The sequence below is a fragment of the Alicyclobacillus fastidiosus genome, assembly GCF_026651875.1.
Taxonomy (GTDB): domain Bacteria; phylum Bacillota; class Bacilli; order Alicyclobacillales; family Alicyclobacillaceae; genus Alicyclobacillus; species Alicyclobacillus fastidiosus.
The window spans coordinates 1857198-1880936 of record NZ_CP104067.1 but is presented as its reverse complement, the minus strand read 5'-3'; the positions used below and the strand labels follow the sequence as shown (position 1 = coordinate 1880936).

Here is a 23739-nt window from a genome sequence, read left to right as displayed (position 1 = left end):
GACCCTATTTCCTCCTCAAGGTTTCAAGACAAATACGCGCGTTGTGTATTCTTTGATGTAGTCAAACGGTACCCAGGCGCATCCCTCGTACTGCTCTGGGAGTTGAATGCCCCACGCCGGTCCCCAACTGTTTCTGATGAGAATCTGTTCGGTTTGGCCATTCGCAGTAGCCGCCACAATCTCATGGCTACCCAGACACGTGGAACCCGCCGCAGGCATCTGTACTACTCCATCCACGGGATTCTCGAACGACTCGTACACGTTGACAGAGAGTAAAACGATGAACTCCTGCGCCAGTGCGTCGAGGATGTCATTGAGGAATGATCCATCGGCTGCCCACGGGATTTCATACACCTCGTTAAACTGCAGTTTGATGTTCTGCCACCATGACGGATCAGGCTGTTCCTGGTACGCCTGCACCCAGTTATCCTCGTTCACCGTCCACGGGTTGTCCGACATCGGCACGACGCCGTCATCAATCAGCACCTGGAGTGCCTGATCTTCCATGACGCCTGTGTTCTCGTCGATGATGGCGTTAGGATTGTTGAGCACTTCAGAGCCATACAGTTGCCGGGAAGCGAACCATTCGGCCAACGGGTTGTAGAAGATGAGCGGGAATCCCTGTCGGTATCGAAGAGAAGCGAACGCTTCAAGGCTGCCCTCTGCGGTACACATGTTCAAAACACCCTGATTTTGAATGGGAGGATACAGTGAAGTTTGGTCAGGGTACGTTGTCGGCAACGGCTTGCCTGAGTTTTGATATACCTGCCAGTTTGGAATCGTGGGCTGAGCAGGAGTCGGAGCGGGTATAGGAGTTGTGTTTTCCGCAATCGTGAAGTTAAAGCCGCCGTCAATCTTGTTGGCCTTTAGCTCCGGCACAGTGCTCCACTCGATGTAGGTGTTTGTGCCATCCACGACCTGTGCTGGTTTGTGACCGTCGATCTCCACGTCGCCGTACTTGACCTTGGTGAGGTTCGCGCCAGCATCGCGTGCGAGTGTCCAAATCACATAGGTCACATCACCGACCGACACACCCGAATACGGCTTGCCATTTAACTGGACAACGAGTGACGGAAATTTATTCGGCATCCTTTTCCCTCCTTCTAACCAATGGTCCTCAAGTCTTTGTAACTGCTGTTTGTGCTTGGTGTAGTAATCGATTAGGAAGTGGGCGACCACACACCAAGTACCGATGTCGAGAAACCCGCTTGTGTATTGGATAACGTTGCACCAGTTGGCCCATCCATAAAAAATCGGCCCCGCAATCTGCAAGGCCGTAACCAATGATGCGACTATGACAATGTAGACCCGCAATGGCATCACTCCTTTAGTGAACTGCTAAAACAATTTGTGTCCGTACTGCACAATGAAGATGATTGTGGTTACAACACCGCTGAACACGTAAACCTTCATCTTGAGCTTGTCCACATCGTTTTTCACGACATTCAACTCATCTTTCGTGGCAAACTTCTCGGAACGCTCGTTCTGTTCTTTGATGTGCTGGGAAAGCGTCTGCTGTAATTGCTCAAGTCCGCGATTTGTGGTGCGTTGTGATTCTTTGATCCAGTCGATATCATTTACGGCTACGGCGATTCTCGCGTCCTGTGATTCATCTGGCATCCCCTATCTCCTACCCTTCGCGCACACCTCTATTTGCACATGCTCGTCCAGCGCCAGCATAGATGGTGTGAGGCCATCCACAACTACGCCAGCAAGCGCCAACGCCCACTCGACGTACTTGGAACAGTAGCGCCGTCGTCGTTCGTGGTATCGTCTGCCAAACTGCTTAAAGGTGAGTATGTAGACGATCAGCCACCAGATACCGGCCCAGTCATACGGCAGCCCGTTTTCCTTCGAGAGCGCCCTGAGGAATGCGCGCCGCTGATTATCGGTAATTTTGAGATGTCCGATGTCGTACTCACCTGAGTAGTCACCCAGGTTCGCAGGCCCAGATTTGCGGCCACCCTGGGCTTCGTAGACAGTGTTGCCGCCGACGTACACAGCCACATGGCAATACAAATGAGCGATTTTTTGCTTCTGTTCGCGTTCAATCAGGTACTCACCGACAGCGATTAAGTCTTCGACGGGGCGCCCGACGCGCGAGCGAACGAATATCAAATCCCCACGATGTAGCATTGCGTCACCTCGTTTCTAAGCAACAAAAAAGCACCCCGAAGGGTGCTCATTTGATCTTGAGTATTCACGCTAACAATTAAGCTTGTAAGTCGATATTTCCGCCAATACCCATAAAGCTCAAGTCTACAGACGTATCGGAAGCAATACTTGTCATATCCGAGTCCACTTGACCTGCTGCAGATTCAACAGATGACAGCGCAATTTGTGACATGTCCGACGAAACACCTGAAATCCCCATAAACTATACCTCCTCTCGTTTCGCGAATAATTTCGACAAAAATTTACAGACACCTTTATTGACGTACAGGCATAAAAAATAGCGCATCTCTGCGCGTTGTCCCTTGCTATGCAGTTTCGTATGGTGGTCAGGACGTCGTCGTGGTTCCACCCGAGGAAGACGTCGTTGTAGAGACGCCCTGATAATCTGCCTCTGTGAATACAATCGCCTGAATCTGCTTAACTGTGGTACCGGACGCCGCTGCCAATTGAGTCACCTGTGCGATGAGTGTGTTCATCTGCGCGTACTGCGCATCTTTCCATCGGCCACCCTCGACAAGAGCGTTTTGGATATCAGTTTGCGTGTGGTCTACCCACCCAGCATCCAGCGTGTCATAGCTAACAGTGGTTAAAGTTGAATCGTATTGGAACCGTGGTAGCTCGGCTAGGAAGTTAACTTGTCCCCCAACACTTGAGGCATACGTGTGTCCTGTAGCTTTGCATTTGAATTGACCGTTTACGACTGCTTGACACGCCGCTTCGATGGCAGAAATTTGATTGGTTGCTGCCTGTTGTAATTGCAATTGAGGGTAGTTCGAGTTCGCCACGAATGAACCATTTTGATACAGATATGCTTGGGAATTGTCGAAAGCCGCTTGCGTCGTTGCATCCAATGGATCCGAGAATTCCACATAGCTGAACCCTTCCGGTGCGAGTGTTGCGTCCTGCGGGTGCGATGATGTATTAGCGCCAAATTCGCCTGTTTGGTTATTTACGACGATCCAATAGTACATCTACACCATCCTCCTTATACCGTATAACCAGTGACATAATAGCCTGCGGAATACGACGAACTACCGCCGTTGTTATACATGAGCGTCAATGTCTGCCCTGCGGGTACAAATATCTTACGGCCAGTGACACTGGTGTGACCGTTGCTATCACCGAGATTTGCATATATATAGGGACCGGGTACGTTGCCATTGAATGTCCAATCCACCGCGAGGTAGCTCGTACTACCATTAGCTAACATGAGTTCAGTAATCATTAAACCATTTGAACCTGCTGGCGGTGTGATAGTAACCCCGGCAGTCCATGTCGTGTTAGCCGGACACGAAATAGTACCCGATTGAAGAAATGGTTGTCCCATGGTTCCCCTCCTATTATCCGAAGATTATAGATGTCGTTACCGGATCGACTATTGTTACTGCGCCTGTCTGACCATTCACAGATGTAACACCTGTCAACGTAGTCAGAACGCTATTCCCATTGGATTTAATGGTGCCGTTAGCCGTTAAATCCCCATTCTGGTCAACGCTAAAAATCGCCGTTCCGCTCTCGTTGTACCAATTCAAATTCCCGGTGTTGTCGTATTGCCAGTAGCTTGTCCCTGTCGTCGCCGCGCCATTGTTCCAATAGGAACGTTGAAACTGTAATTGGATGGATCCGTAGTTATTGCTCGACGTTGCCGCTTGCAATGCCGCCATAATAGCCGTTGCCGCCCATGTTTGCTGCGCTGTAAATATTTGCGCAACGTCCTTGCGGGCCGCATTCTCATAGACTGGATCCGTCGTTGCAACTGCTACAGGATCCTGTCCACTAGCAGAAGGTGCCGAGACCAGTACAATCCCTGCTTGGTTGGGAGTTGCGGGACTGATATTCTCCGCCGCAGAAAGAGCTTGATTCGCGGTTGACTGGGCCGCGGACGCCGTGGTTTGTGCGTTATTCGCACTCGTCTGGGCAGCCGCCGCTGCAGTCGCGTTTGCTTTCATCTGTGTATCGATGATATTCGTGTTGTTTGTTATCAAATCGACTAGGTCAACCGTGTCGTTTCCCTGCGGCTGTTGTAGTCCATAATTCGGAGTTGTTTGCACCATAAATCACCTCACTCATGTAGTTGGTAACTGCGTGAGCAGCTGTTCGTATGTCAGGCCACTTTCGGCGAGCTGAGAGTAAGTAAACTGCCCATCTACATTGCTGAACACGTTGTACAAGTACGAATACAGCGTCTGTAGGTGCGCTGGTGTCATGGATGTAAGAAGTGTTTGTAAATCCCCCATGTTCGGTGGTATGCCTTTGAAGTCTGTGAACTGGATGGTGAATGCGTAGTTCGCAAAGTCCTGGTTAATCTGACAGGCGTATCCGTAAGCCGACAGGATATTTAAGAGGGCGGCAGGTGTTGCCCCCTGACCGGCACGGTTTTTCGCCATGATGTTGTTCTGACGCTCGGAATCTGTACCGCCATCCACCAATTTGATAGCGAACTCCGCTTCGTACGTACTGAGCGCCCATGTGGCCAACTGGATAAAAAGCTGGTTCTGGTTGTCGGCAATAGCCGCATCTAAGTCATCGAACTGCCGACCGAGCGCTACAAGGAAGGCGTTCATCGTAACCGCATCTGTCCCAGCAAAAAACGAGGGTGGCAGCCAACTGACAAAATCATCGTAGTTCGCCATCGTCCCCCTCCTATGACCCCTGCGTTATATCAACGTTCCCGAGTGTGGCCATCGATTCTTCACTCAACGTGATATTTGCCGTAGGAGCAGATATGGAGCAATCCAACACTCCAGTTGTTCTAAAAGCTGCATCCTGTATTGCTGCCACACGAACAACACCGCCAATGGGGATAGAGGAAATGTAATTCTGAAGTGACTGCTGGACAGATGTCTGCACCGTCGCAAATGTGTATCCTGTGGCCGGCGTAACCGTCATTGTGATATCTACTGGGTTTGCGGTCGGAGCAAAGACTTGTGCATCTGCTCCAATTGGTGCATTTGCACTGATGACCGACTGCACCTGTTCCACCAAACTATCGGGTGGGATACCTCCATCCGAAATGACGATGTCGACCGTCCCATTTCCCCGTGCAAGCGGGAATACGGACGCATTCGTTACTCCATTTACTGAATCAGCCCAGACTTGGTAATCGGCTGGAGTACCTCCATCCACCGGATTCTGAATGGCGTAAAGGTACCGAGCCCTGAGTGCGTCGTCAGACTCCTCATCAACGCCTCCGGTGAGGCCACCAGCGCCAACCTCAATAGTCTGCAAACCTGAAGGAGTTGGACCTACAATTTGCAAAGGTGTACCAGCAACAAGGTTCCCTGCAACGCCAACTGTCGTGCAATTCACGGTTGCCGTACCTGTCGTCCATCCACTTTGCAGAGGCGTGTCAGCCGTTGTTGTAACTTGTACTGTCCCATCAAGTGTTGAGAAGGTCGTTCCAGCGGGGATGTCGGTTCCTACAGGACTTGGAGTTGTACGGGAGAACGTAATAGGACCTGTCGATGCGGTTCCCTGATTCCTGTAGATCCCGCGTTCGTTTACCCTTAAATCTAGGAATGGACCTTCGCAGGAGCTGACGAAGAATAGTTCAACCAGGAGCTCAAGCATATACCACTGTGTGTACAAAGCTCTGGACGTGACCTGCACCATCGTTTGGATTTGAGAACCGTCGTTCCAATCGGTTGCTGCTGAGCCGGAGGCGGTCATATCTGCCTGCATTTCGGCGACAATCTGGTCGTAGGTCTTATACACTGACAGGCACCTCCTGCGAGAACTGCCCCGTGTTGCCATTCAAATCCGTCCAGGAGTAATAAACAGACACGGTTCGTGCCTCTGGGTTCGGCGTCACCGTCACCTGAGCGGAAGCGACACGCGGATCACCCAACAAACAGGTTTGCCCTGCCGTCTCGGCATTGCTTACCCAATCGTCATTAATCGGCAATGACAGCAAATCGTAGATTGGGTTGCCGTAGCTCGGCGCATAAAAAAGAGCACCTACGCGGGTGCTCGTTCGCCGTTGGAGCGCTTGGACTAAATTTGTCGGCCCTGAGACTGTAGCCACATCCGCTGTTGCGGTGGTTTGCCAGTCTTGATTAGCCGTCTGCGCTAAATCAGTACCGTAGATGTCCGACAAGGGTTAGCCCTCCTATCCAGTTGTGACTTTGTTTGAGCCGCTCGTAATTGTTCCCTGACCTGTTTGCAGGTCAACTTGCACGGTACATCCGACATAGGCGACTCCTTGGCCCCCTCCTCCCAACTCGACAGATGCATTGCCGACTTCGTTATCAGTTGGAAGACGGTTCGTGATGACCGGACGGTTCAAATCGCCGTTGATGAAGATTACCAATACTTCTACGCCTTCTTGCGGCAAATACACGCAGGAGTCGGCCCAATCGGTGTCAAACTTAGCCTCAGGCAAGTTCACTTTAGCTTGGTAATTGCCGTTGAGCGTCATTACAATCCCGCGCTGAGGGTAGTACGGAGAGAAGTTTCCCATCGCCCCCATCAGCTCGCCTCCCAATCGTCATCGAGTTCAGATTCAATGTTGGTTTCTCCACTGTCACCATACAAGTCGGTTTTGTACTGATAAGCGTAGTCAGGCAGGATGTTGGTGACAGCCAGGGTTTCAGTTACGAAACCATTTTGCTTACCGTACTGGAACTTCACTTCCTCGATGTAATACTTGCCTGAAAACCGCCCTGCATCCGTGACCTGGACCAAAGCATCGATGACGTATGCTGTATTCCCCGGCAAGTTTTGAAGATTGCCTGTAATGGCCTCCCGTGAATATTGAGTTAGATAATTTTGGGCGAGCTGATTAGCAAGCGCAGGCGTGGTTGCCTTTGAATCCGTCATGATTTTTTCGACCACTTGGCCGCCCATGGACTGAATGAGTTGATCGTTTTGTGCGCTGCCTTCGATGGTTTGTCCTTTGTAGTAATGGATGACAGTCACTTTGTTATAGACCCCGACCGCAGAGTCATCAAACGAAAGGCCATCCCCCGAAGCTGCTGTCTCAGAAATTGAAGCCATGGAAATCGTTGCCACTGGATTACCGCTGTATTGGCGCGGCCCGAAGTACAATTCAAGGTCCTTGGTCACATAGCAAATAAATCCTTCACGCACAGCACATGTTTGGAGGACGTCCCATTCCTGCAGGTTTTGATACGCATCACTCGGAACCACCGAAGTCGTAGGAGTGATAAGAGGAGTCAGACCGTATTTCTTAGCAAAATAATTGGCTATCTCACTGGATGTCCAGTTTGTGAATGCGTAACTGTTATAAGTGTCGATCATCTGGCCCGAGTAATCCCTGCCAACCAGTTCAACAACGTTGCCCTGCTGTCCGCCCCATTGAGGCTGAACCCCATCGGTCTTACCCGTGAACACGTGCTCCAGGTCGTTGATACTCCAATTCGAAGGGTCAGCAACGTACCCATAGTAAACCTTGACCTGCTGTTTCTTCTGAAACCAGTCCGATTTCAGATCCGAGTTATTAATGATGATGTCAAAGCTACTGGCCGCCATGTATAAAGTAAGATCGATATCACACTCGTAAATATCATCCGGTAGCACGATTTGACCGGCAACTTCCACTAAGCATCTTGGCTCTCCCATTACGACGCCTCGAATCGCACGGTCGCTTCCTGCGTCTGGAGATAATTAATCCCCGCGGTCGTCACAGTTGCGGTTTGCCGGGTCGTGTATGCTGCATTCGCGTTCTGCTGATTGGATGTCGTCGATGGAACCTTCAACACTTGCCCTATCTGCAAGAGCTTAGGATTAGTTATCCCGTTTGCTTTAGCGATCGTGTTTGCCAGCGTTGCGATGTCGTTCCCCGAAGCACTGCTCCCAAGTATCCTTTGTGCGATGCCCCAAAGCGTATCACCAGATTTAACTGTATAGCTCTTGTCGCAGTACTGGGAAATGGACGCTGTGCTTGTAGCTGCCGGAGGAGACTTGGCAGGTAACGTCGTGTTCGGCACTGTTACCTGGGTCGGTGCAGCGTTATACCCGGATGTTGGCGGAATCACGATGAGGTCTATGCTGAAGTCCACTCGATCATCGCGTATATACTTGGGACTGAATTTGTTGATACGTACAGAACGTTGAATCGAACTGTAGACGAGTTTTTGCGGCAGCCCCTTATCCATTAAAGACTCAATCGCCTCTGCTTGCGTCCATGCCCCGGTGCCAACGATGGAACCGGAAAATGACAGAGTCTTTTCGTCGACCCCTAGGTCCTGGTACGTCGGAGCGCCTTGCGTATCCAACTTATAGATGCTGCGTCCAAAGTCAAAGTCCATGCTCTCCTTCGGTAGAAGAGCGAACGTATAATTGCCGATTATCAAGTTAGCCGACGACATAACCATCCCTCCTTATCTGGCAGCCGGTAGTGGATATCGGGAACGATAATACTTGTCCTGCACGCTTGCCGTTTCGTTGGCAGCTTGTTTGGGATTGGTAGAGGTGATATAGAAATGGTTTGTTACTTGCGTGTTTCCGCCACTTCCGGAACCTGCTACGAGCTGCGGCGATGAACCACCGCCTATCCCAAGGAAGCGTTCTACACCAGATATCACCGGAGAGATGTGCTTCCAAATGTTATCGAAGAACGAGGCAATCTGGCCCCAATGTGCGATGATCATAGCTGGAATACCCACAATCGGCATGATGAGCGCAATCGCACTTTGTGCAGCAACCCCCAGGTGTTTAAACCAGTTCCAAGCATTCTGAAGCCACTGCACACAGGTCTTCCAGTGCGTGACCACTAACACAACAGCCGCCACCAAAGCCGCGATTGCGAGAATGACGATCCCGATTGGGTTCGCATCCATCGCGGCATTTACGAGCCATTGCATGGCAGCCCATGTTTTACTAGCCGCTGCAACCGCCAACTGCGCCGTCTTGACTGCAATGGTTTTAGCAACATTTGCTACATACGCGATGGTGGATTTATCAATGCCGAGTGCGAGCTGTGCAAAAGAGCGCGCGGTCGATAATACGAATCTCCCCATGCTAGCGAATATCTTTGCTCCAGCTTTAAGATCGTCACCTTTTAGGAACCCAGCAAACTTACCGACACCAGCCACCAACAACAGCGTAGGTCCAATTGTTAAGAGAACTGCCGCCGCGATGGATGCAAAAACGGCAATGAATTGAAGCAATTTGGGATGTTGTTGTTCGAACACAAGGAATTTGGCAAGTATTGCGTTTAAGGTGTGGAGCAACGGATTAAGCGCCGCACCAAGTTGTTTCGCAATCCGGATGTCAGCAGTCTGTAAATTGGATCTCAGCTCGTTCATTTGACCGGCTGGTGTGTTCTGTTGGTCCTGTTGAATCTGGGTAGTAGACTTCATATGCGTCAGCTGAGTCTCCATGCCTTTCAGCTGATTAAGCACCTGTGGATCGGCAAATATCGTGGCAGCTCGTCCGCCTTGGACACCGAATACGTGTGTATACAGTTTAGTCAACTCTTCAGGATTAAACTTTTTGCCATCTTCGACTAAAGTTTGAATGAGTTTTTGGAAGTTGACGATCTGCCCGTTTTTAAAGAACTGGGATTGCCCTTGGGCGTTAACCATACCCAGTTGCTCCATCGCCGACATGACCGTTGCTGATGGTTTTCCTGTGGTACCCATGACGTAACCAGGAATAAGACGAAGCACCATATCGGCAGCATTTGTACCACCATGAGAACCAGTTAACCCAACTCGGTTAGCCAGGGCTGCCATCTGCATGACTGATGTTTCATTCATGTGTAAGGAACGCAGGGCTGTTGGAGCAAGGTATTTAAGCGTTTGGAACAAGTCATCACTTGACCCAGGCTCCATAGAACTGTACTCGTTAAATGTGTTCAACGATTTTGCAAGTGACGTTGGGTCGTAGTGCCCCAGCAAGTGCGCCATGTTGATAGCCATATTGACTGCCTCTGAACCGTCTGAGACCTTTCCTTCGTACATTTGAGCGTCAGCGAACTGGGTCATCGGCATGAGTAGTTTCTGTACGTTCGCAACGCTCCCCAAACCGCCAGAAGACAGCTGTTGTGCAAATCCAGCAACGTCCAAGTCACTGAACCGCGATACTTTGGAAGCCACATTCATGATGCTGTCGCCCAGACTATTCATTTGCTTTGTCGTTGCACCCGTCGTGTCTTGGATGGTGACGAGCTTGGATTGGAATTCCCCAGCGGTCTTAATTCCTTCGACAATCCCAAAACCCAATACAGCTCCGCCGGCTGTAAACCCCATGCCAACTTCCCCGATAGCCTTCAGACCATTTTTCATTTCCTTAGCCTGTTTAGCCGCATCTTTCGTGGCATTCCCGACTCTTTTTACGTTGTTCTCAACGTCCTTTGCTGCCACTGAAGCAGAAGCCATGGCAGGGGCCATTGTCTCAATAGCGGTTGCATCAACACCCGTGGCGGCTGCGCTCACGCCTGTGACACTAGCAGCGGCCATATCAGCCTGTTTTGCAGTCTCCGCCATCGCAGGAGCCATTGACTCCATTGCGGTTGTATCAACACCTGCAGCTACGCCGCTAAGAGTCGCCATGCTCGCTTTCAACGAATCAAGTTGTGCGTTAATCTCCGTGAGCACCGGCGTGATGTCGTTAACTGCGGTAAGTACCATCGATACGATGAAATCTGCCATAATCCAAACCACCTCCTTGATCATATTCACAACAAAACCGTCCTCCGGAGAGAACGGTTCGACTTGTGAGTACGATCAATCAGAACTCTTTAGTTCCTGTTGTAACCACGCAAATGCTTCCCACATGGACTCCTTTAGCTCGTGGTCGAGGGTGAGCCAGCGGTCGATGGTGCAGTTGCAGGGTTTTGCGAGCTGGACCCATCGGTAGAGGTCGAGTTGTTCAGCAAAAAAGCCGCTTTTTCTTTCGCGTCAGCCTGTCTTTGATCCGACATGCCGAACATCTCAGTATAAACCGCTTGATAGTACTGAATATCCAAGTCGTCCCACGTATTAAAGAGGGTTTTATAACCTGTACCGTCCATCGCCTTCCCATCGACTTCGGTGATAACCTTAGCCCTCAGATAGTCTTGCTGGCGCATTGTGCCGGTCACAATCTCGTCGTGTCCAATAGATGCTGCTTGAGACACGTTAAACCTATCCAATCCATTTGGACGTCGGAACTTAATTTTCTTTCCCGATGGTAATTCAAGTGGTCCGTAAACGACTGTTTCTGGCATCCTAAAAGGCCTCCTTATTGAGCTTCAATAAGCCCTTCTGCTTTGAATGAGATGTTACTATCAACGACACTCTTGCCGGATTTAATAGCAAGTGCAGTTTTGTCCATGATTACGCCCGTCAATTGATACGTCCCGTTGAGCCCTTTATCTGGCGCGTTAATGGTACACGTGATAACAAATCGCGGACTTGGCGGAATGTACTGCCCTGGTTGCAAGTTCCCTGTTCCGACAGTCGTCGCGACAATGTTCATGTCCATCCAACCACGTTTAAGCGTTCCATCGATTGTGATGTCCCCATCCAGATAGATAGGCATGCGACTATTCGTCTCTTGGTAGGTCTCAGCATCGTTGTTGATATTGATGTCGACTTCTTGCCACTCACCTGCAAGCTCAGGCCCATTCGGACCCATTACGGCACAGCTAACGTCATGTCCCTGAACTGGTCTCCCCATTTTGCTCCTCCTCTCCAACTTCCTCCGCGGCTTCTTGCCACTCCTGATTCGTAATTTCAGCAGGACTAGCAGCCCGTATTAAGCCAATCGGACAAACCGAGATGCAAAGGCCGCAGTCTATGCACCCCTGTCCGATAACTGCCGTGCCCCCTGAAATAGAAATGGCGTCCGTCGGGCACACATTCGGCCTCGTACAGACGCCACACCCAGGGCAGTTTGAAAGTATCTCGACACTCATGACGAGGTCGCCCCGCTCCACTGCGCCACATAGTTGTCGATGAAATCTGCAGCATAGAGAGGCTGGACACTAATGGAGGTAACCACGCGACGTTGGTTGGTTGAATCTCGATACGCGGTGGTCGGTTGGTAGTCAGTGATCTCCTGATTTTTCTTCGCAGTCAGAAGAAAGTTATCGATCCACGTTGCCAGTTGTGTTGGCAAGTTAGGGTCAACACTCGACTTGGCCCACTGAGTTCCGACATAAATGCCTGTTTCCAGGTTGTCAAACTCACGCCGTACGTTGATTTGAGACCAATCGTCGCTGTCTCCGTTCTCCGGCATCACAAATGTGCTGACTCCGTTACGAATGATGTAATTCCCAGTGAGCGGGTCAAGCGTTATGGGACTCACGCGTGCCACTGTAAGGTCATACACATCATCGTCGGAGTAACTATTTTGCAGACTCGACAGCCCCTGCACGGTTTGATTTGATGGGCTGTACCAGGCAGAGATGTTGGCAAGTACACCTGCATAGTGGCCATCGGTGGCTACCGTGACACCCGGTAAATCGTCGAAAGTTCCCCATGGCGACGCCACTACCCCGCGGATCCCTTGTACAGATTCCATCGCAGTGACGATAGCCTCTTGGTCATCCCCTTCGGGCATATTCAGCACAGGGAACGCAAGGCCGTTCCCTACCGAATTGTTCGCACCTAGAGCCAAGAGTGCCGCTTGTACGGTCGTACTAGACTGCTGTGCGCACAGAACAATGTGTACAGGAACGTTTGCAAGCAAATTCAACCCATTCACGTAATCAGTATCTTGGGCGTCCGCACCGGGGTCTCCGCCCTCAAGTGGTGTGGACGCAATCGGTGCAGGCAACGCTGTCGCCCCCTGTGCTGCCGCTACAGACACATTTGGGTCGACCACCGTGTTAAAGTTCGTCAAGGTCAAATTGTCATAAGTCTGCGAGGTTCCGTCCGCGATAACAATGAGCTTGACGGTGTTTGGGTTCGTGCCAGCTTGCCAAGACACGGAAATAGGCTTGTCTCCCGGGTAAAGTGCTGTGACCACGGCAGAGGGGTTATTATTCGCGTCATTGAACGTACCGGACGCTTGCTTTGCGGATGCGCCCGCAATTCGAATCACGGTAACATCCTGAGTCGCATTCTGCATAAAGATGCCATGCATGGACAGCCATCCAGTGAGACCCGCTTCATAGTCGCCGAGTTGCGACTCGAACCATTCTTCTGAGTACCCGTGGATTGGCACCCCAACAGGTCCCCAGCTGAACGTACCAACTAGGCCGATGCGCCCCATGTTCACAACCGCTGGCGGGTTGTTGTTCACCGCAGGTTGCTCAATGATGTCTATACGCGGGACCACATATTGCGGTTCTTGCATACTCATACGTCAACCTCCAATCGTTTCAGTATCAGTGAGAATCGTTTCATCAAAGTCCATCTCATCCATCGTGGGGCACGGCTGAACCGGTCGTGAACGCGGTGCATAGTACACGACCTGCCATACTGCTTCACCCATGTGAAGGACTCCAGTTTGACTTGAGTTGTACGTCGCAAACTCCCAGTCGGACAGGAAGCTGTCATCGATGAGACCTCCGAGGGTGTGATTGTCCGCGGTCAACAACATCCGGATCTCTTCGGCTAACGCGCGCACTCGGGCTTCACCAGTCTCATTCGTCATGTCATTGACGCCGATACCTATGTGGATGGGGGCAGTCGCCTCATCGTAGTCGTTCGTATATCCCTTGTACGACACCTTTGGCACCCACACACTGCATGTCGTATCCAAACCTTGAACCATACCCTCCACTTTGTGATAGGTGGCAATCGGCTCAGGTAGATTCGTATCCGCTTGGAGCGCTGCGATGAGAGCGTCCAAAATGTCGTCAATCATCGGTTACACCGCTCCTTCCCGGATGTAGTCCATGGTCAGCCCGACGAACAACTTGATGTCCTCGTCCTGGATTTTCAAATATGGACGGGCCGGTATCTTGCGTTCCGGGATATCCGCGCTACGGACGACGACGGTGCCATCCGCTGTTGGGAAAGCCAACGCTTGCTTAGTCCTTGGTCTGACGGTCACCGGGCCAATCGTGCCGCCTAGTTGATGAATACGTGCATAGGGGAGAGACGATCCGATTTCCACGCTGTCATTGGTGACTTCGCCCACCATAATGCTTTGACGTAAATCGCCAGACCGTACGAGAATCTTATGTCCCAAACCGTCGACCGCTTGCTGTTCGTACTTTGACCGGGTAGCGTCCGTTTTCGCGTTCTGGTAACGCTTCGTACCGCGTACCTGCTGAACTGCCTGATATTCCATCGACCGGACCGTGGAAGCACTGAGAGGTGCCCATTTCTCCGGACGGCCTTCAGCTGCAAAGTTCGCATGAACGGAAGCAATCATCGCGACCCCAAAACGGGCCATGAGCGGCGTCATATTGACGGCGCGTTCTGTCATCGCCTCGAGCCTATTGACTAGCGTGTCTAGGCCGTTTGCCTCAATCCGTATCGCGATTCCGCTCACGGCCAATTCCTTCCCGCAACCTCGCGCACGTTACCAATTGGAGACTGCGTAGCCCAATCGAACTCGCGTTCACGTTGGCGCATGAACCTATTCGGATGGGGTGTCGTAGACGCGACTTTCTTTCGCATCTCCGGCATATCCGGTTCGCGTTTCACGATGCCTGGAAAGTCATCCAATGTTGAGTTTTCAAGCACGTGGGCTAAGTCGGATTCCGCACGTTTCCGATAAATCTCGGCCATCGGCGTATCCTCTTTGTAGTTGCGGTCGGAGAAGTGTGTTTGGCAAAGCAAACAGGCCGTCAAGTCTGCCGCAATCGAGTTGATAATTGGCGGCACTGGGTCTGGAAGCGGCACAACATAATTAGGCTGTAGCAAGTTATCTAATCTCGCTACAGCCTTATCGATGAAGGTTTGCACATAATCGTCGGTGAACGACGGCGTTTGAAACAGCTTATTCAGCGCGATAACGTCAGACGGCTGGCAGTATGGCACGTAAACCGCCCCCTATCAGGTAGCTGTCCCGCTGATAAACCAGTTCGGGTGGTGCATACGAGGTAATCCGTTAATGCCGACTGTGACATCGACATGCGGGTTTGCTGCTTCCTCCGACTTATCGATTACAGCACTGAACTTACCTGGCTGCGGATTCTCCACGCCGCCGTTTTGAAGCGCAAGCGTAGTACAGAAGTCCATACCGATTTCGCCGCCTTTACCCGTTACAGCAAAGGTTCCATACGGGATAAAAGGAACGAAGTTGCCATTCCCATCCCCGTATCCTTCCGTGTAAACCTCGAAGTTGATTTCCGGGAACAAAAGATGGAGCGCGCTGGAGACGTTAGCTGCAGAGAGATTTACTGCGTACACGCTCTGTTGCAACAACGTCTTAATCTGTGCATTCGAGGCCAAAGCCTTCGCAACGTCATAGTTCATCCAGATGGTGTCGATCTTCGCGCCCGTGCCAAAGTACAGCTCGGTCAACTGTGCTATGTCGGCGAGGATATCCTCTTCAGGATTCGAAATCCAATCAAACGAAACTTTATTGGAAGATGGGATGTTCATGTTCACGGTGTAGTTCACGCCGTTGTCTTTCACGGCAATCTTTCCGTTGATGAGCGCCGACCAGCGTAGCTGCTCGACGCGGGTGTCCAAGCGAGTGTTCAACTCGTTAGCACGACGCACAACGCGTAAACGGCCTGCACGTTCATTGAACGTACCTTCCTGGCGAGCGTACAAAAGCTCTTCCTCGTTGATACGATATGTCTCACGCCAGTAGCCTGTCGCGTAGTTGCGGGTGCTCTGCCCAGTCAAGGTCGCAACCTTGGGTTGTGCGTTCAGCGCGTGGGGCGGCGTGATGCCTTGAATAGCATCGATTACGTCAACCTGAATGCGTTCCGCGTAAGCCGTAGCCATCGGAGCGAATGTCATGCCCCGAAACTTCGTTGGATCGACGATCATGTTGCGCACGATGTGATTGATTTCTTGTGTAGTCGGAAACGTCAAACTTGGCATCTAGCGAACCTCCTTATACAACCAAAATGTTGTCTTGTACGTCGTTGATAAAGTACGGAATTTGCCGTGCTTTCAAGTCGCTGATAACGATTGAATCGACACCGACCAATTGAGACTGGACAAACTTCCCGGCAACATAGGCATTGGAAATCTTGTTCGAAGTTGAGTCGAACACCACGTCCGCCAGTACACCGACAGCCGTCTGTGAACCATCTGCAACATAGAACCAGTCACCCTCTGCCAGTGCAGCAGTCAGTTCCGTTGCAACCGTGACGTTGTCGCCGTTGATCGCAGTGATCGTGCCCAATTGCTGAACTGTACCGGACGTCGCGCTCATTGCAGCAACGGTCTGACCAACCGTGAACATCGCCCCGGTTCCTGTCGCAAGACCAATAACCTGCGGATTCACCGGCTCAGTAGCAGCGGCTACAGTGGTACGAAGCACCGGACGCCACAGACCATCAGCGGTGCTCACTCCAAGGATAGTTCCCCGGTCGAGCGCACCTGTTCCTGGCGCAATCGTGATGGGGATTCGATCCTGAATGTGGTAGTCAGCGTTAAGGATAATTTGCTTGTCGGCAAAGACAAAACCGTCTGTCTCACCGGGTACATACGGATTAAACAAATCCATGTTCATGCGATCGATGCCCTCCTTATACGAGCTTGTAACGACCTGTTTTCTCGTCGATTGTGTAACCCAATTCAGCCATGGTTTCGTCAGCCAACTTCTTAACTTCTTCTGGTGAACCAGCGGCAGGTGGCGTATGCTGCTCGCCCATCTGCGAGAGCTTCACGCGCGCCTCTTGCGGGTACGCATCGAGCGTGGCGTAAATCTGGTCGGATGTAGAAACCATCGTCTCGACGCCTTTGTCATCAGCCAGCTTGATCGTCTTGGCGCCAGTGTCAGCTAAGAGAATAGGACGGTACGACTGCAGCACAGCAGGCGGGATGCCTTTGGCCGTGTACTCGGCGAGCTTGCGGTCTACCTCAGATGTACGAAGCGCCAGCTGTGTTGCAGCCATCTGCGCCTCCATATCGGCCAGCTTGATCTGTTCGGGTGTTTGCGTTGCCGCAGGAGCTGGTGTTCCTGCAGCCCCGGCAGGATTGTTGCCAGTTGGCTTCCCGCCTCCCATAAAGAAGTCAGCCAGTTTACGCATGAGGCCGTTACTTTCTTTCTGCTGATTGAGCAATTCATCCATCTTGTCCAAGCGTTTAACCTCCTCATAGTCGAGATAAAACATATCTGGCGGGTCGGCCAGCAAGCGCGCTTCAGGTAAGCGCGTAAGAAAAGGCTCATTCGTCAGAGACAACGCTTCAAGCGCTGCGCCTTTCGATGAGCCGTCTTCCTTACTTCTGTAGTTGTCCAGATACTCAGGGCTTGCATATCGGTATTGTTTCGATTGAATCAGATTCGCAACCTCAGGGTTTGTTGGGTCGGCCAGTGCGTAAAGAATATCTCCCTCTTGCACCAGGTCCGTAATCCATCCCTCAGCTTTCGATGCTCCGAAGGTTGGGTCATCAGACTTGTTATGCCCGATCCTAATGAACGGGTCCCGGCCAATGGTCTTTTCTTGGAAGTTACGCCTCATTTGGTCGAATGTGTCCTGAGACATCTTAATTCGCCCGTATCGAGGGTGATTCCATTCACCGATGCGCCCAACCGGGATTTTTAATTTCGCAGGGTTATCTGCGAACTTGCGCGTTTCGTCTACAGTTACACCCACCTCCTTAGCCGCGTCCTTCAGTTTGCCAAATGCCTCTTGCTTTGCGGCAGCAGGAATTTGTGTCTGATCCAACCGGGCAAGAGCATTTTCCACATGCGCCTTATCCGGCTTTCCATCAGCGTTTTTGTACGGCAAGTGCCGCAAGCTTCGAGGTGTAGTTTTCCCCTCGGAATCTTTGTGGCCACCCGGCGAGATATAGGCAAAGCTGGAGTCGGGCAAGTTGTTTACAAATTCGGTTGACCAAAGCAAGTCTCCACCTCCTCAATTACGCCACCCAACCTTTAGGGAGTGGCGCGACGTTGCTCCAATCAAGTGCCTGTGGCGTCAACTTCTGCGGTTGCAACGAACCGAACACTGGTGACAGCACACACCTGCATCGCCCATGAACAGGCGGCGTGTTACCCCCGATGTCGTTTATGGGCGCTATCAGACCGTTTCGACTAGCGCAAATAGAACACGTGCGTCCATCCATCACCGCGCTATACTCGACGTAATCGACGTTGTTAGCCCCATACTGAATAAGACGGCCACGGTTGTAAGCGTAGGTCGTCTCTGTCGTCACGATGAGGCTGGCACGGTTCATGTTTTCTTCGAGCAGGTCTGCAATCTCTTTCTCAGCATCCCGTCTATGTAAGCCCGTGAGATGCTTCAGCAATATCGCCTTGATCTCGGAAACAATACTGCTCTCGACCTCACCGGCAAGCTGTATTGCTCTCGCCTGTAGGATTCTAATCGCATCCTGAGGAGTGAAGTCCTGACCGGTCTTAAAATTGACGGTCGGCAGGTTCGCGAGCTTCCTCTTGTGCGCGGCCAGAACAGCTTGGCAATCTTCATCGCCAGCGGCTTGACCCATCGTGAAAGTGTCCGTTGAATGCTTCGCAAGAATTGACGACAGGCGCTGGTGAACCGTGAGATGGAATGTGTGAATGACATGCTCATTACCTCCAAGGGGGATGTTTGAGAACGCCGTTTTAAGCCATCGGTCGTAATCAGCGAGAAAGTGGTATTCGCTGTCCGTCAGATGCTTGTAGACCTTCCGCTCCCACTCGGTCATGTCGGCACATCCTTCACGGCGCCAGCCTCGGGAGTGTCAGGCGCCGGTTGGGCAGCTATTCCGCCTGATGGTTGAGGCTGACCTCGAACATAGTGGTTATACTGGCCCATCAACGCTGCGGCTTTACTCGGATCGGGTGGAGGGTCAATCTTCCGCTCTGGAAATCCTAACGTTCCGCGAACGTGGTCAAAGTCTTCTTGGTGCGCTGCATCGAGAAATCCGGCATTCACCATTTGCATGAAGATGCCAGCGATAACGTTTCGGTCGGTCTCGGACATCTCACGTTCCGGAAACTCACCGTAATCCTTTTGGGGTCCGAAGTTCATGTCGACAAGCGGTCTTACAAGCTGTTCCAAAAGTGTTTCGGTCAGCTTCTTGTAGATGTTCTCCAGCATGATCGTATAGATGTCGAAATGAGCTTGACCTAGCGCGTAGCTTCCCGTGTTCTTCCCGTCGTCGAAGATAAGCGAAGGCACCAGCATCCCGCGCAAAATCATCTTGTTCAGGTAGCTAACTAGGGTATCGAATGCGTCCCCTAAACCAGCGCCGCCTGCAAACAGCGATTTGATGTCAGCCTTTTGATCGCCCGTACCGCTTGCCATTGCCAATCCTGTACCGTTTTGGATATTTGAGAGCAGACGCATCGTGTATTCGATGTTGGAAATGAGGTTTTGACTGCCGTCATCTTGCGTTGGCCTATCAGGATCTTGTAAATCACCATCCGGGACCATTGCGGCGATGAGAGGTGTACCGAACTTATCCACGCCATTCAACCACATCTTCAACACAGGGTCCTTCAACAACCAGTTCTTGCGCACTCGCCGCAATTGCGATGTTCCGTACCAGTTACCAAACCGCATGTTGTGGCTGTATATGATGCTCTTGTTTCGCGGAATCTGCACCGGTGACCCGGCAAACCACCGAAACTGTGTGATCGGCGTCCGCTGGTCGAGTCGACCCGTTTCCTTGTCGATGTTGAAGAACACAGTGCGCGGATGGTACGTAGCAAGGTAATCCCATCGAATCTTTGCGCCATCGGGCTTATACACGATCTCCGTGCCGCTGTACCCCGCCCAAATCCCACTCAGAATGTCGGCGCATACTTCAATGAGAGTCCCATCCATCATTTCGAAACACTCGTTCACGAACGTCTCAATTTGGGGATTTGTCTCATTTCGGTACATATCCAGTTTGTTGAGGGCCGAGAGAATCATAAACTCAATGCCAGCCGCAACTGTCTCGTCCGAATCGATCATGCGCTCGTACTCGACAACATTGGCGCTGTCCGGGTTCGCAATCGCCTTGTCAAACAGAATGAACGTGGTATAGAGTTGCGAGCCAATTTGACCGACGAGTTTGCTTGGGGTAGCCACCTAACCACCTCCTCACCATTTGGGAATACGTTGTGCTGCAGGTGTACCAACCACGTTGCCGCTCATCCTGACTGGTTTCTTACGCATCGGCTCGACTGAGTACCGAAGCGCAGCCATCGCGTCATCGAATACCTCAACTGGTTCGTCAAGATACAGGCCTGTTTTCGGGTCTTTCCTCCATGACCATTGCTGGATTTCTTTAGTGGTGTTTACACATGACGGATGGATGTGAATCTTAATCTGCTTCAGATAGTCAATCTGGGCATGTACACTGTTCGGTTCTTTGATTACCTTGAAAGCCCGATAACCAGCTGTTTGCCACATCTGGATTCGATCAGGTTCTGCGGCATCACAATACATGAACAGTCGCTTATTCAATCCCTGACGATTCGCCATTTCAATGATTTGAGCGGTATCCATTTCATGCACGTAGATTTCGTTACACACAAAAAGCTCACCATCTTTGAATCCGACGGTGAGAATGCAATTGGCATGGTTGTATCCGAAGTCTTGCGCGTGATGCATTGAGTCGAACCGGCTAAACGATGTGTCGAATTCCTCAACAACGTAGTTCTTGAGGATGACGCCACCCGTCTCACCCCAATTCCCTAGCCCGTAAATCTCATATCCTTCGGGATCCTGCTCCTTACGCATCATCATGCGTTTGTGATAAGCCGGGTCGATGAAACGGTTTGTCAGATAGGTGCTGTGGTGAGCAAAGATGTCGTCGCTCTTGTAGTCGAAGTACTTTCGTTTAATCCAGTGTGTCGCGGACACCGGGTTGAAGGTGAATGTCATCTGGTAGTACAGGTTGGGATTTGGCAGTATACCACGCAAGCGATCATCCAGGATGTCGACGTCCGCCTCTTGAAGCTCTGTCGCTTCCTCTACCCATATCCAGGTTAGTTTGCCACGCGGGAAGTTGATGGACTTCACTTTCTCGCGCTCGTTCATGTCCTTCATGCCACGGAAGATGATTTGCGAACCGGTGATCTTGCATTCGAGCTCTAATGGATTGAGCTTTATTCGCCAGTACCTGTCGTAATCAGAACCGAATATCCGCACAATGGCCGCTGTCAGCTCGGCGAACGTCGAGTTTTTGTTGGACGCATCAATCTTGCGTACCACCAACAGGTTTGCGCCCTTGTATTTCGGATCAGACAGCTTCACGATGTAGTCCTGTGCGACATTCACGCTCTTACCGCTACCCGCTGAACCCTTCATTGCGCGATATCGGCGCCGGGTACGGTTGGCCTCCTTGAACACCACGTTAAACTGCACGCGCGCCTCAGCCATCGCCATCACCGTAGTCCACAGTGATGGTTAAGCTATCGTCGGTATTGTCCTTACCGCGCACCTTCTCGATGTCAGCTTTCAATTTCTCGATACGCAAGCGATGCTGTTCGGCCTGCGGTGATGTCGGCAGTATTTCTTCATAACGTGAAATAAGTCCCTCCAGCGTCTTAATAGCGCGGGACTGGGCTTGAAGGAACGTCGCTTGTTTATCCCAAGCGAATTGGATCTCCCATTCGTTTTCTTCCATATCCATATCCTCGGTGGACATGGTCTTGGTACGGCGAACTTCCTTCGACATGTCGTCATGGTCTGTGACGAACATAATTCGTTGTGCGCGGGCAATCGCCGTGTACTGGATCACAATGTTCTGCCACAGCATATCCAGCGGGTCCATGACGGCAATCTCACCAACTATAGACAGCGTGTCCTCATCGTCGGGGAAGATCCGGCGAAAGAAACCGTGTGTGACGGCGTTGGAGTTTTGTAGAGGAGCTCCCCCGATGTTACCCACGGCATTCTGATTATGTTTTGGAGCACCAGCGCGTTTCGGAGTACTCCGTTCCCTCGTTTGGAGTACTCCATTCAGCTGCTCAATCCAGCGATCCTTCGCTTTCCAACCGCCAACCGTCTTTTCTGAGATGCCGAGTTGGTGGGCTATTTCACGGTTACTGATTTCACCTTTACTTTCACGCCAAATTTCAAATGCCCTGTAGCGATTAGGACTTCGTTCACGAGGCACTACACTTCACCCACCTCCACATATTGGATTGAGTTGTTTTGTTATCGGCAAAATAAAAACCCGCCGAAGCGGGCCTTCCTATCTGTTTATCATTGTCCTACTTTAGCCACCATAACAACTTGATTTACATTCACCCAGATGCCTTCGATGATTTCCGGGTATACATCCCCGGCCTGTGTCGCAGCCTGTAATTTTGCCCTTATCTCCTTCGCGTCGCGCGCTGTTTCAACCACTTCACCATTAGCGAGATATACTCTAGACTTAATCATATATTCACCCTCCCACTCACAAATTCTGCGAGTGTCGAATGATTCCTTCACGGCTATCCCTCTTCGCTGTCAGGTGAATAGCATTGCCACATCAGCGATGATGGTCATTGGCAGCTGAAGTATGTTTGTCCATAATGGAGTCGGATACTTCACCCACAATATCACTGCGTCCACCGGACCAAGAATCAGAACCAATAAAGTGATGACTGCCCAAAACAGTCCTTTCATGCAATTCAACGCCCCTCTCCAACTCTCGCTCCAGCTTAGCCGCGCACTGTATGTTATTTTCCCTCATAAACGTCATAGCATCTCGAGCACTCTGTCCCGTTAAATTGGTGCAACGCATATACATCACCTTGGATGTGACATGAGTTACTCTATGCTTTGAATAGGACATTCCGGAGCCTTCATACCTTTGAACGGGAGGGGTGATGGTAATGTCTAACGAGAGGCAAGCGCACTTGACCCGTCTGTTGAGTCTCGAGACTGAATCTAAAATTCTTGAAGAAGAAGCACTCCGCCTAGAAAGAGAAGCTGAACGATTGCAGCTTGAAGCAGACCGTTTGAAACACTCGATTAGATGTCTCTACGCCGCCATTTATGAACTTCGAGCACAAATATACGGAACACCCTACGGCCCGCGTTCTTGAAATGCGGGCTTTCGTGTTCAGTCAGAGCCTCTTCGTTTCTGCCTAACCGCCCCACGCCTGCGCTCGTATGTATCCTTAGAGCTCATCATGCGTTCAATTTCCTTTCGTTTCCTCTCTCGCTTCTCCATCTTCTTCACCTGTTCGTCAGATGGTGTCACTACTCGACCATGGCATTGTTTGCAGTTGATTGGACGTGTATCCGGTTTGACATTGTTCTTACACACCCAGCATGGTTTCAATTAGTGAACACCACCCTAAAACAATTTTATGTTTTACTTGGTTGGAACTCTTCAGCTTAGTGTTATTGCTCGGCCCCTCGCGGGCAAACGCATGCTCATAACCAAAAAGGCCACACCGAAGTGTGACCTAGGAGCTATACCTTATAAATTTGAACTCAGTACGCTCCGCCAGCTACTGCTCCTCCGCCAGCATATCCGCCGCCGAATGCCGGTACAAGCAAGAAGAACAGAACGAAGATGATTAGAAACACCACTGCCCAACGTGTGTATCCACCAAAGCAACCGTCCATTTAAGCACCTCCTCGCGAGAAGATGCTTT

General features: G+C 51.1%; 31 protein-coding genes. 1 reads left to right on the top strand and 30 read right to left on the bottom strand.

Annotation, left to right across the window (positions count from 1 at the left end; genetic code table 11):
- Positions 1-15: 15 nt before the first annotated feature.
- The 29 genes from NZD89_RS09390 to NZD89_RS09255 all read right to left on the bottom strand — a co-directional run bounded on the left by NZD89_RS09390 (position 16) and on the right by NZD89_RS09255 (position 22531).
- Positions 16-1314: a C1 family peptidase gene (locus tag NZD89_RS09390; protein WP_268007451.1), complete on the bottom strand. Its 1299-nt coding sequence runs from the start codon at positions 1312-1314 to the stop codon at positions 16-18.
- A 24-nt stretch (positions 1315-1338) separates the two neighbouring features.
- Positions 1339-1620 carry a hypothetical protein gene (locus tag NZD89_RS09385; RefSeq protein WP_268007450.1) on the bottom strand — a complete coding sequence of 94 codons (282 nt, stop codon included), beginning with the start codon at positions 1618-1620 and terminating at the stop codon, positions 1339-1341.
- Between the two features lie 3 nt (positions 1621-1623).
- A complete protein-coding gene (locus NZD89_RS09380) occupies positions 1624-2136 on the bottom strand; it encodes a hypothetical protein (RefSeq protein WP_268007449.1) in 513 nt (170 codons plus the stop codon).
- A gap of 76 nt (positions 2137-2212) precedes the next feature.
- Positions 2213-2374: a hypothetical protein gene (locus tag NZD89_RS09375; protein WP_268007448.1), complete on the bottom strand. Its 162-nt coding sequence runs from the start codon at positions 2372-2374 to the stop codon at positions 2213-2215.
- Between the two features lie 127 nt (positions 2375-2501).
- Positions 2502-3146: a hypothetical protein gene (locus NZD89_RS09370; protein WP_268007447.1), complete on the bottom strand. Its 645-nt coding sequence runs from the start codon at positions 3144-3146 to the stop codon at positions 2502-2504.
- 14 nt (positions 3147-3160) lie between these two features.
- The gene (locus NZD89_RS09365) at positions 3161-3502 is read right to left on the bottom strand and encodes a hypothetical protein (protein ID WP_268007446.1); all 342 of its coding nucleotides are present in this window, start codon (positions 3500-3502) and stop codon (positions 3161-3163) included.
- A 13-nt stretch (positions 3503-3515) separates the two neighbouring features.
- On the bottom strand, positions 3516-4229 hold the full coding sequence (locus NZD89_RS09360) for a hypothetical protein (protein ID WP_268007445.1): 714 nt from the start codon (positions 4227-4229) through the stop codon (positions 3516-3518).
- Positions 4230-4241: 12 nt separating this feature from the next.
- Complete coding sequence (locus NZD89_RS09355) at positions 4242-4808, bottom strand: putative phage tail protein (RefSeq protein WP_268007444.1); 567 nt, start codon at positions 4806-4808, stop codon at positions 4242-4244.
- A gap of 10 nt (positions 4809-4818) precedes the next feature.
- Complete coding sequence (locus tag NZD89_RS09350; RefSeq protein ID WP_268007443.1) at positions 4819-5889, bottom strand: baseplate J/gp47 family protein; 1071 nt, start codon at positions 5887-5889, stop codon at positions 4819-4821.
- Positions 5882-6271: a contractile injection system sheath initiator gene (locus NZD89_RS09345; RefSeq protein ID WP_268007442.1), complete on the bottom strand. Its 390-nt coding sequence runs from the start codon at positions 6269-6271 to the stop codon at positions 5882-5884. Before NZD89_RS09345 ends, NZD89_RS09350 begins: the two co-directional genes overlap by 8 nt.
- Before the next feature lie 12 nt (positions 6272-6283).
- Positions 6284-6643, bottom strand: coding sequence for a hypothetical protein (locus NZD89_RS09340; RefSeq protein ID WP_268007441.1), 360 nt, complete (start codon positions 6641-6643; stop codon positions 6284-6286).
- Positions 6643-7734: a phage late control D family protein gene (locus tag NZD89_RS09335; RefSeq protein ID WP_268007440.1), complete on the bottom strand. Its 1092-nt coding sequence runs from the start codon at positions 7732-7734 to the stop codon at positions 6643-6645. Before NZD89_RS09335 ends, NZD89_RS09340 begins: the two co-directional genes overlap by 1 nt.
- Positions 7735-7754: 20 nt before the next feature.
- The gene (locus NZD89_RS09330) at positions 7755-8504 is read right to left on the bottom strand and encodes a LysM peptidoglycan-binding domain-containing protein (RefSeq protein ID WP_268007439.1); all 750 of its coding nucleotides are present in this window, start codon (positions 8502-8504) and stop codon (positions 7755-7757) included.
- Between the two features lie 12 nt (positions 8505-8516).
- Positions 8517-10814 (bottom strand): phage tail tape measure protein, encoded by a 2298-nt coding sequence (locus NZD89_RS09325; RefSeq protein WP_268008442.1) that lies wholly within the window; start codon positions 10812-10814, stop codon positions 8517-8519.
- Between the two features lie 110 nt (positions 10815-10924).
- Positions 10925-11347: a hypothetical protein gene (locus NZD89_RS09320; protein WP_268007438.1), complete on the bottom strand. Its 423-nt coding sequence runs from the start codon at positions 11345-11347 to the stop codon at positions 10925-10927.
- A 14-nt stretch (positions 11348-11361) separates the two neighbouring features.
- The gene (locus NZD89_RS09315; protein WP_268007437.1) at positions 11362-11799 is read right to left on the bottom strand and encodes a hypothetical protein; all 438 of its coding nucleotides are present in this window, start codon (positions 11797-11799) and stop codon (positions 11362-11364) included.
- A complete protein-coding gene (locus NZD89_RS30095) occupies positions 11774-12037 on the bottom strand; it encodes a 4Fe-4S binding protein (RefSeq protein WP_438938753.1) in 264 nt (87 codons plus the stop codon). The genes NZD89_RS09315 and NZD89_RS30095 overlap by 26 nt, the downstream gene beginning before the upstream one ends.
- The gene (locus NZD89_RS09310; RefSeq protein ID WP_268007436.1) at positions 12034-13428 is read right to left on the bottom strand and encodes a phage tail sheath C-terminal domain-containing protein; all 1395 of its coding nucleotides are present in this window, start codon (positions 13426-13428) and stop codon (positions 12034-12036) included. Before NZD89_RS09310 ends, NZD89_RS30095 begins: the two co-directional genes overlap by 4 nt.
- A gap of 3 nt (positions 13429-13431) precedes the next feature.
- A complete protein-coding gene (locus tag NZD89_RS09305) occupies positions 13432-13935 on the bottom strand; it encodes a hypothetical protein (RefSeq protein ID WP_268007435.1) in 504 nt (167 codons plus the stop codon).
- Positions 13936-13938: 3 nt separating this feature from the next.
- Positions 13939-14568, bottom strand: a complete 630-nt coding sequence (locus NZD89_RS09300; protein WP_268007434.1) for a phage virion morphogenesis family protein — start codon at positions 14566-14568, stop codon at positions 13939-13941.
- Positions 14565-15059, bottom strand: a complete 495-nt coding sequence (locus tag NZD89_RS09295; protein ID WP_268007433.1) for a phage protein Gp36 family protein — start codon at positions 15057-15059, stop codon at positions 14565-14567. Before NZD89_RS09295 ends, NZD89_RS09300 begins: the two co-directional genes overlap by 4 nt.
- A gap of 15 nt (positions 15060-15074) precedes the next feature.
- Positions 15075-16076: a major capsid protein gene (locus NZD89_RS09290; RefSeq protein WP_268007432.1), complete on the bottom strand. Its 1002-nt coding sequence runs from the start codon at positions 16074-16076 to the stop codon at positions 15075-15077.
- Between the two features lie 13 nt (positions 16077-16089).
- A complete protein-coding gene (locus NZD89_RS09285; RefSeq protein WP_268007431.1) occupies positions 16090-16713 on the bottom strand; it encodes a hypothetical protein in 624 nt (207 codons plus the stop codon).
- Positions 16714-16729: 16 nt separating this feature from the next.
- Complete coding sequence (locus NZD89_RS09280) at positions 16730-18049, bottom strand: phage protease (RefSeq protein WP_268007430.1); 1320 nt, start codon at positions 18047-18049, stop codon at positions 16730-16732.
- 16 nt (positions 18050-18065) lie between these two features.
- Positions 18066-18854, bottom strand: coding sequence for a minor capsid protein (locus tag NZD89_RS09275; protein ID WP_268007429.1), 789 nt, complete (start codon positions 18852-18854; stop codon positions 18066-18068).
- Positions 18851-20227, bottom strand: a complete 1377-nt coding sequence (locus NZD89_RS09270; RefSeq protein WP_268007428.1) for a phage portal protein family protein — start codon at positions 20225-20227, stop codon at positions 18851-18853. The genes NZD89_RS09275 and NZD89_RS09270 overlap by 4 nt, the downstream gene beginning before the upstream one ends.
- A gap of 12 nt (positions 20228-20239) precedes the next feature.
- On the bottom strand, positions 20240-21529 hold the full coding sequence (locus tag NZD89_RS09265) for a PBSX family phage terminase large subunit (RefSeq protein ID WP_268007427.1): 1290 nt from the start codon (positions 21527-21529) through the stop codon (positions 20240-20242).
- A complete protein-coding gene (gene terS / locus NZD89_RS09260; RefSeq protein ID WP_268007426.1) occupies positions 21516-22262 on the bottom strand; it encodes a phage terminase small subunit in 747 nt (248 codons plus the stop codon). The genes NZD89_RS09265 and terS overlap by 14 nt, the downstream gene beginning before the upstream one ends.
- Positions 22263-22351: 89 nt before the next feature.
- Positions 22352-22531 carry a hypothetical protein gene (locus NZD89_RS09255; RefSeq protein WP_268007425.1) on the bottom strand — a complete coding sequence of 60 codons (180 nt, stop codon included), beginning with the start codon at positions 22529-22531 and terminating at the stop codon, positions 22352-22354.
- Positions 22532-22968: 437 nt separating this feature from the next.
- Here NZD89_RS09255 and NZD89_RS09250 point away from each other — a divergent pair, with 437 nt between their 5' ends.
- Positions 22969-23181 (top strand): hypothetical protein, encoded by a 213-nt coding sequence (locus tag NZD89_RS09250; RefSeq protein ID WP_268007424.1) that lies wholly within the window; start codon positions 22969-22971, stop codon positions 23179-23181.
- Positions 23182-23575: 394 nt separating this feature from the next.
- Here the strand turns inward: NZD89_RS09250 and NZD89_RS09245 are convergent, their stop codons facing one another.
- On the bottom strand, positions 23576-23710 hold the full coding sequence (locus NZD89_RS09245; protein WP_268007423.1) for a hypothetical protein: 135 nt from the start codon (positions 23708-23710) through the stop codon (positions 23576-23578).
- Positions 23711-23739: the final 29 nt, after the last annotated feature.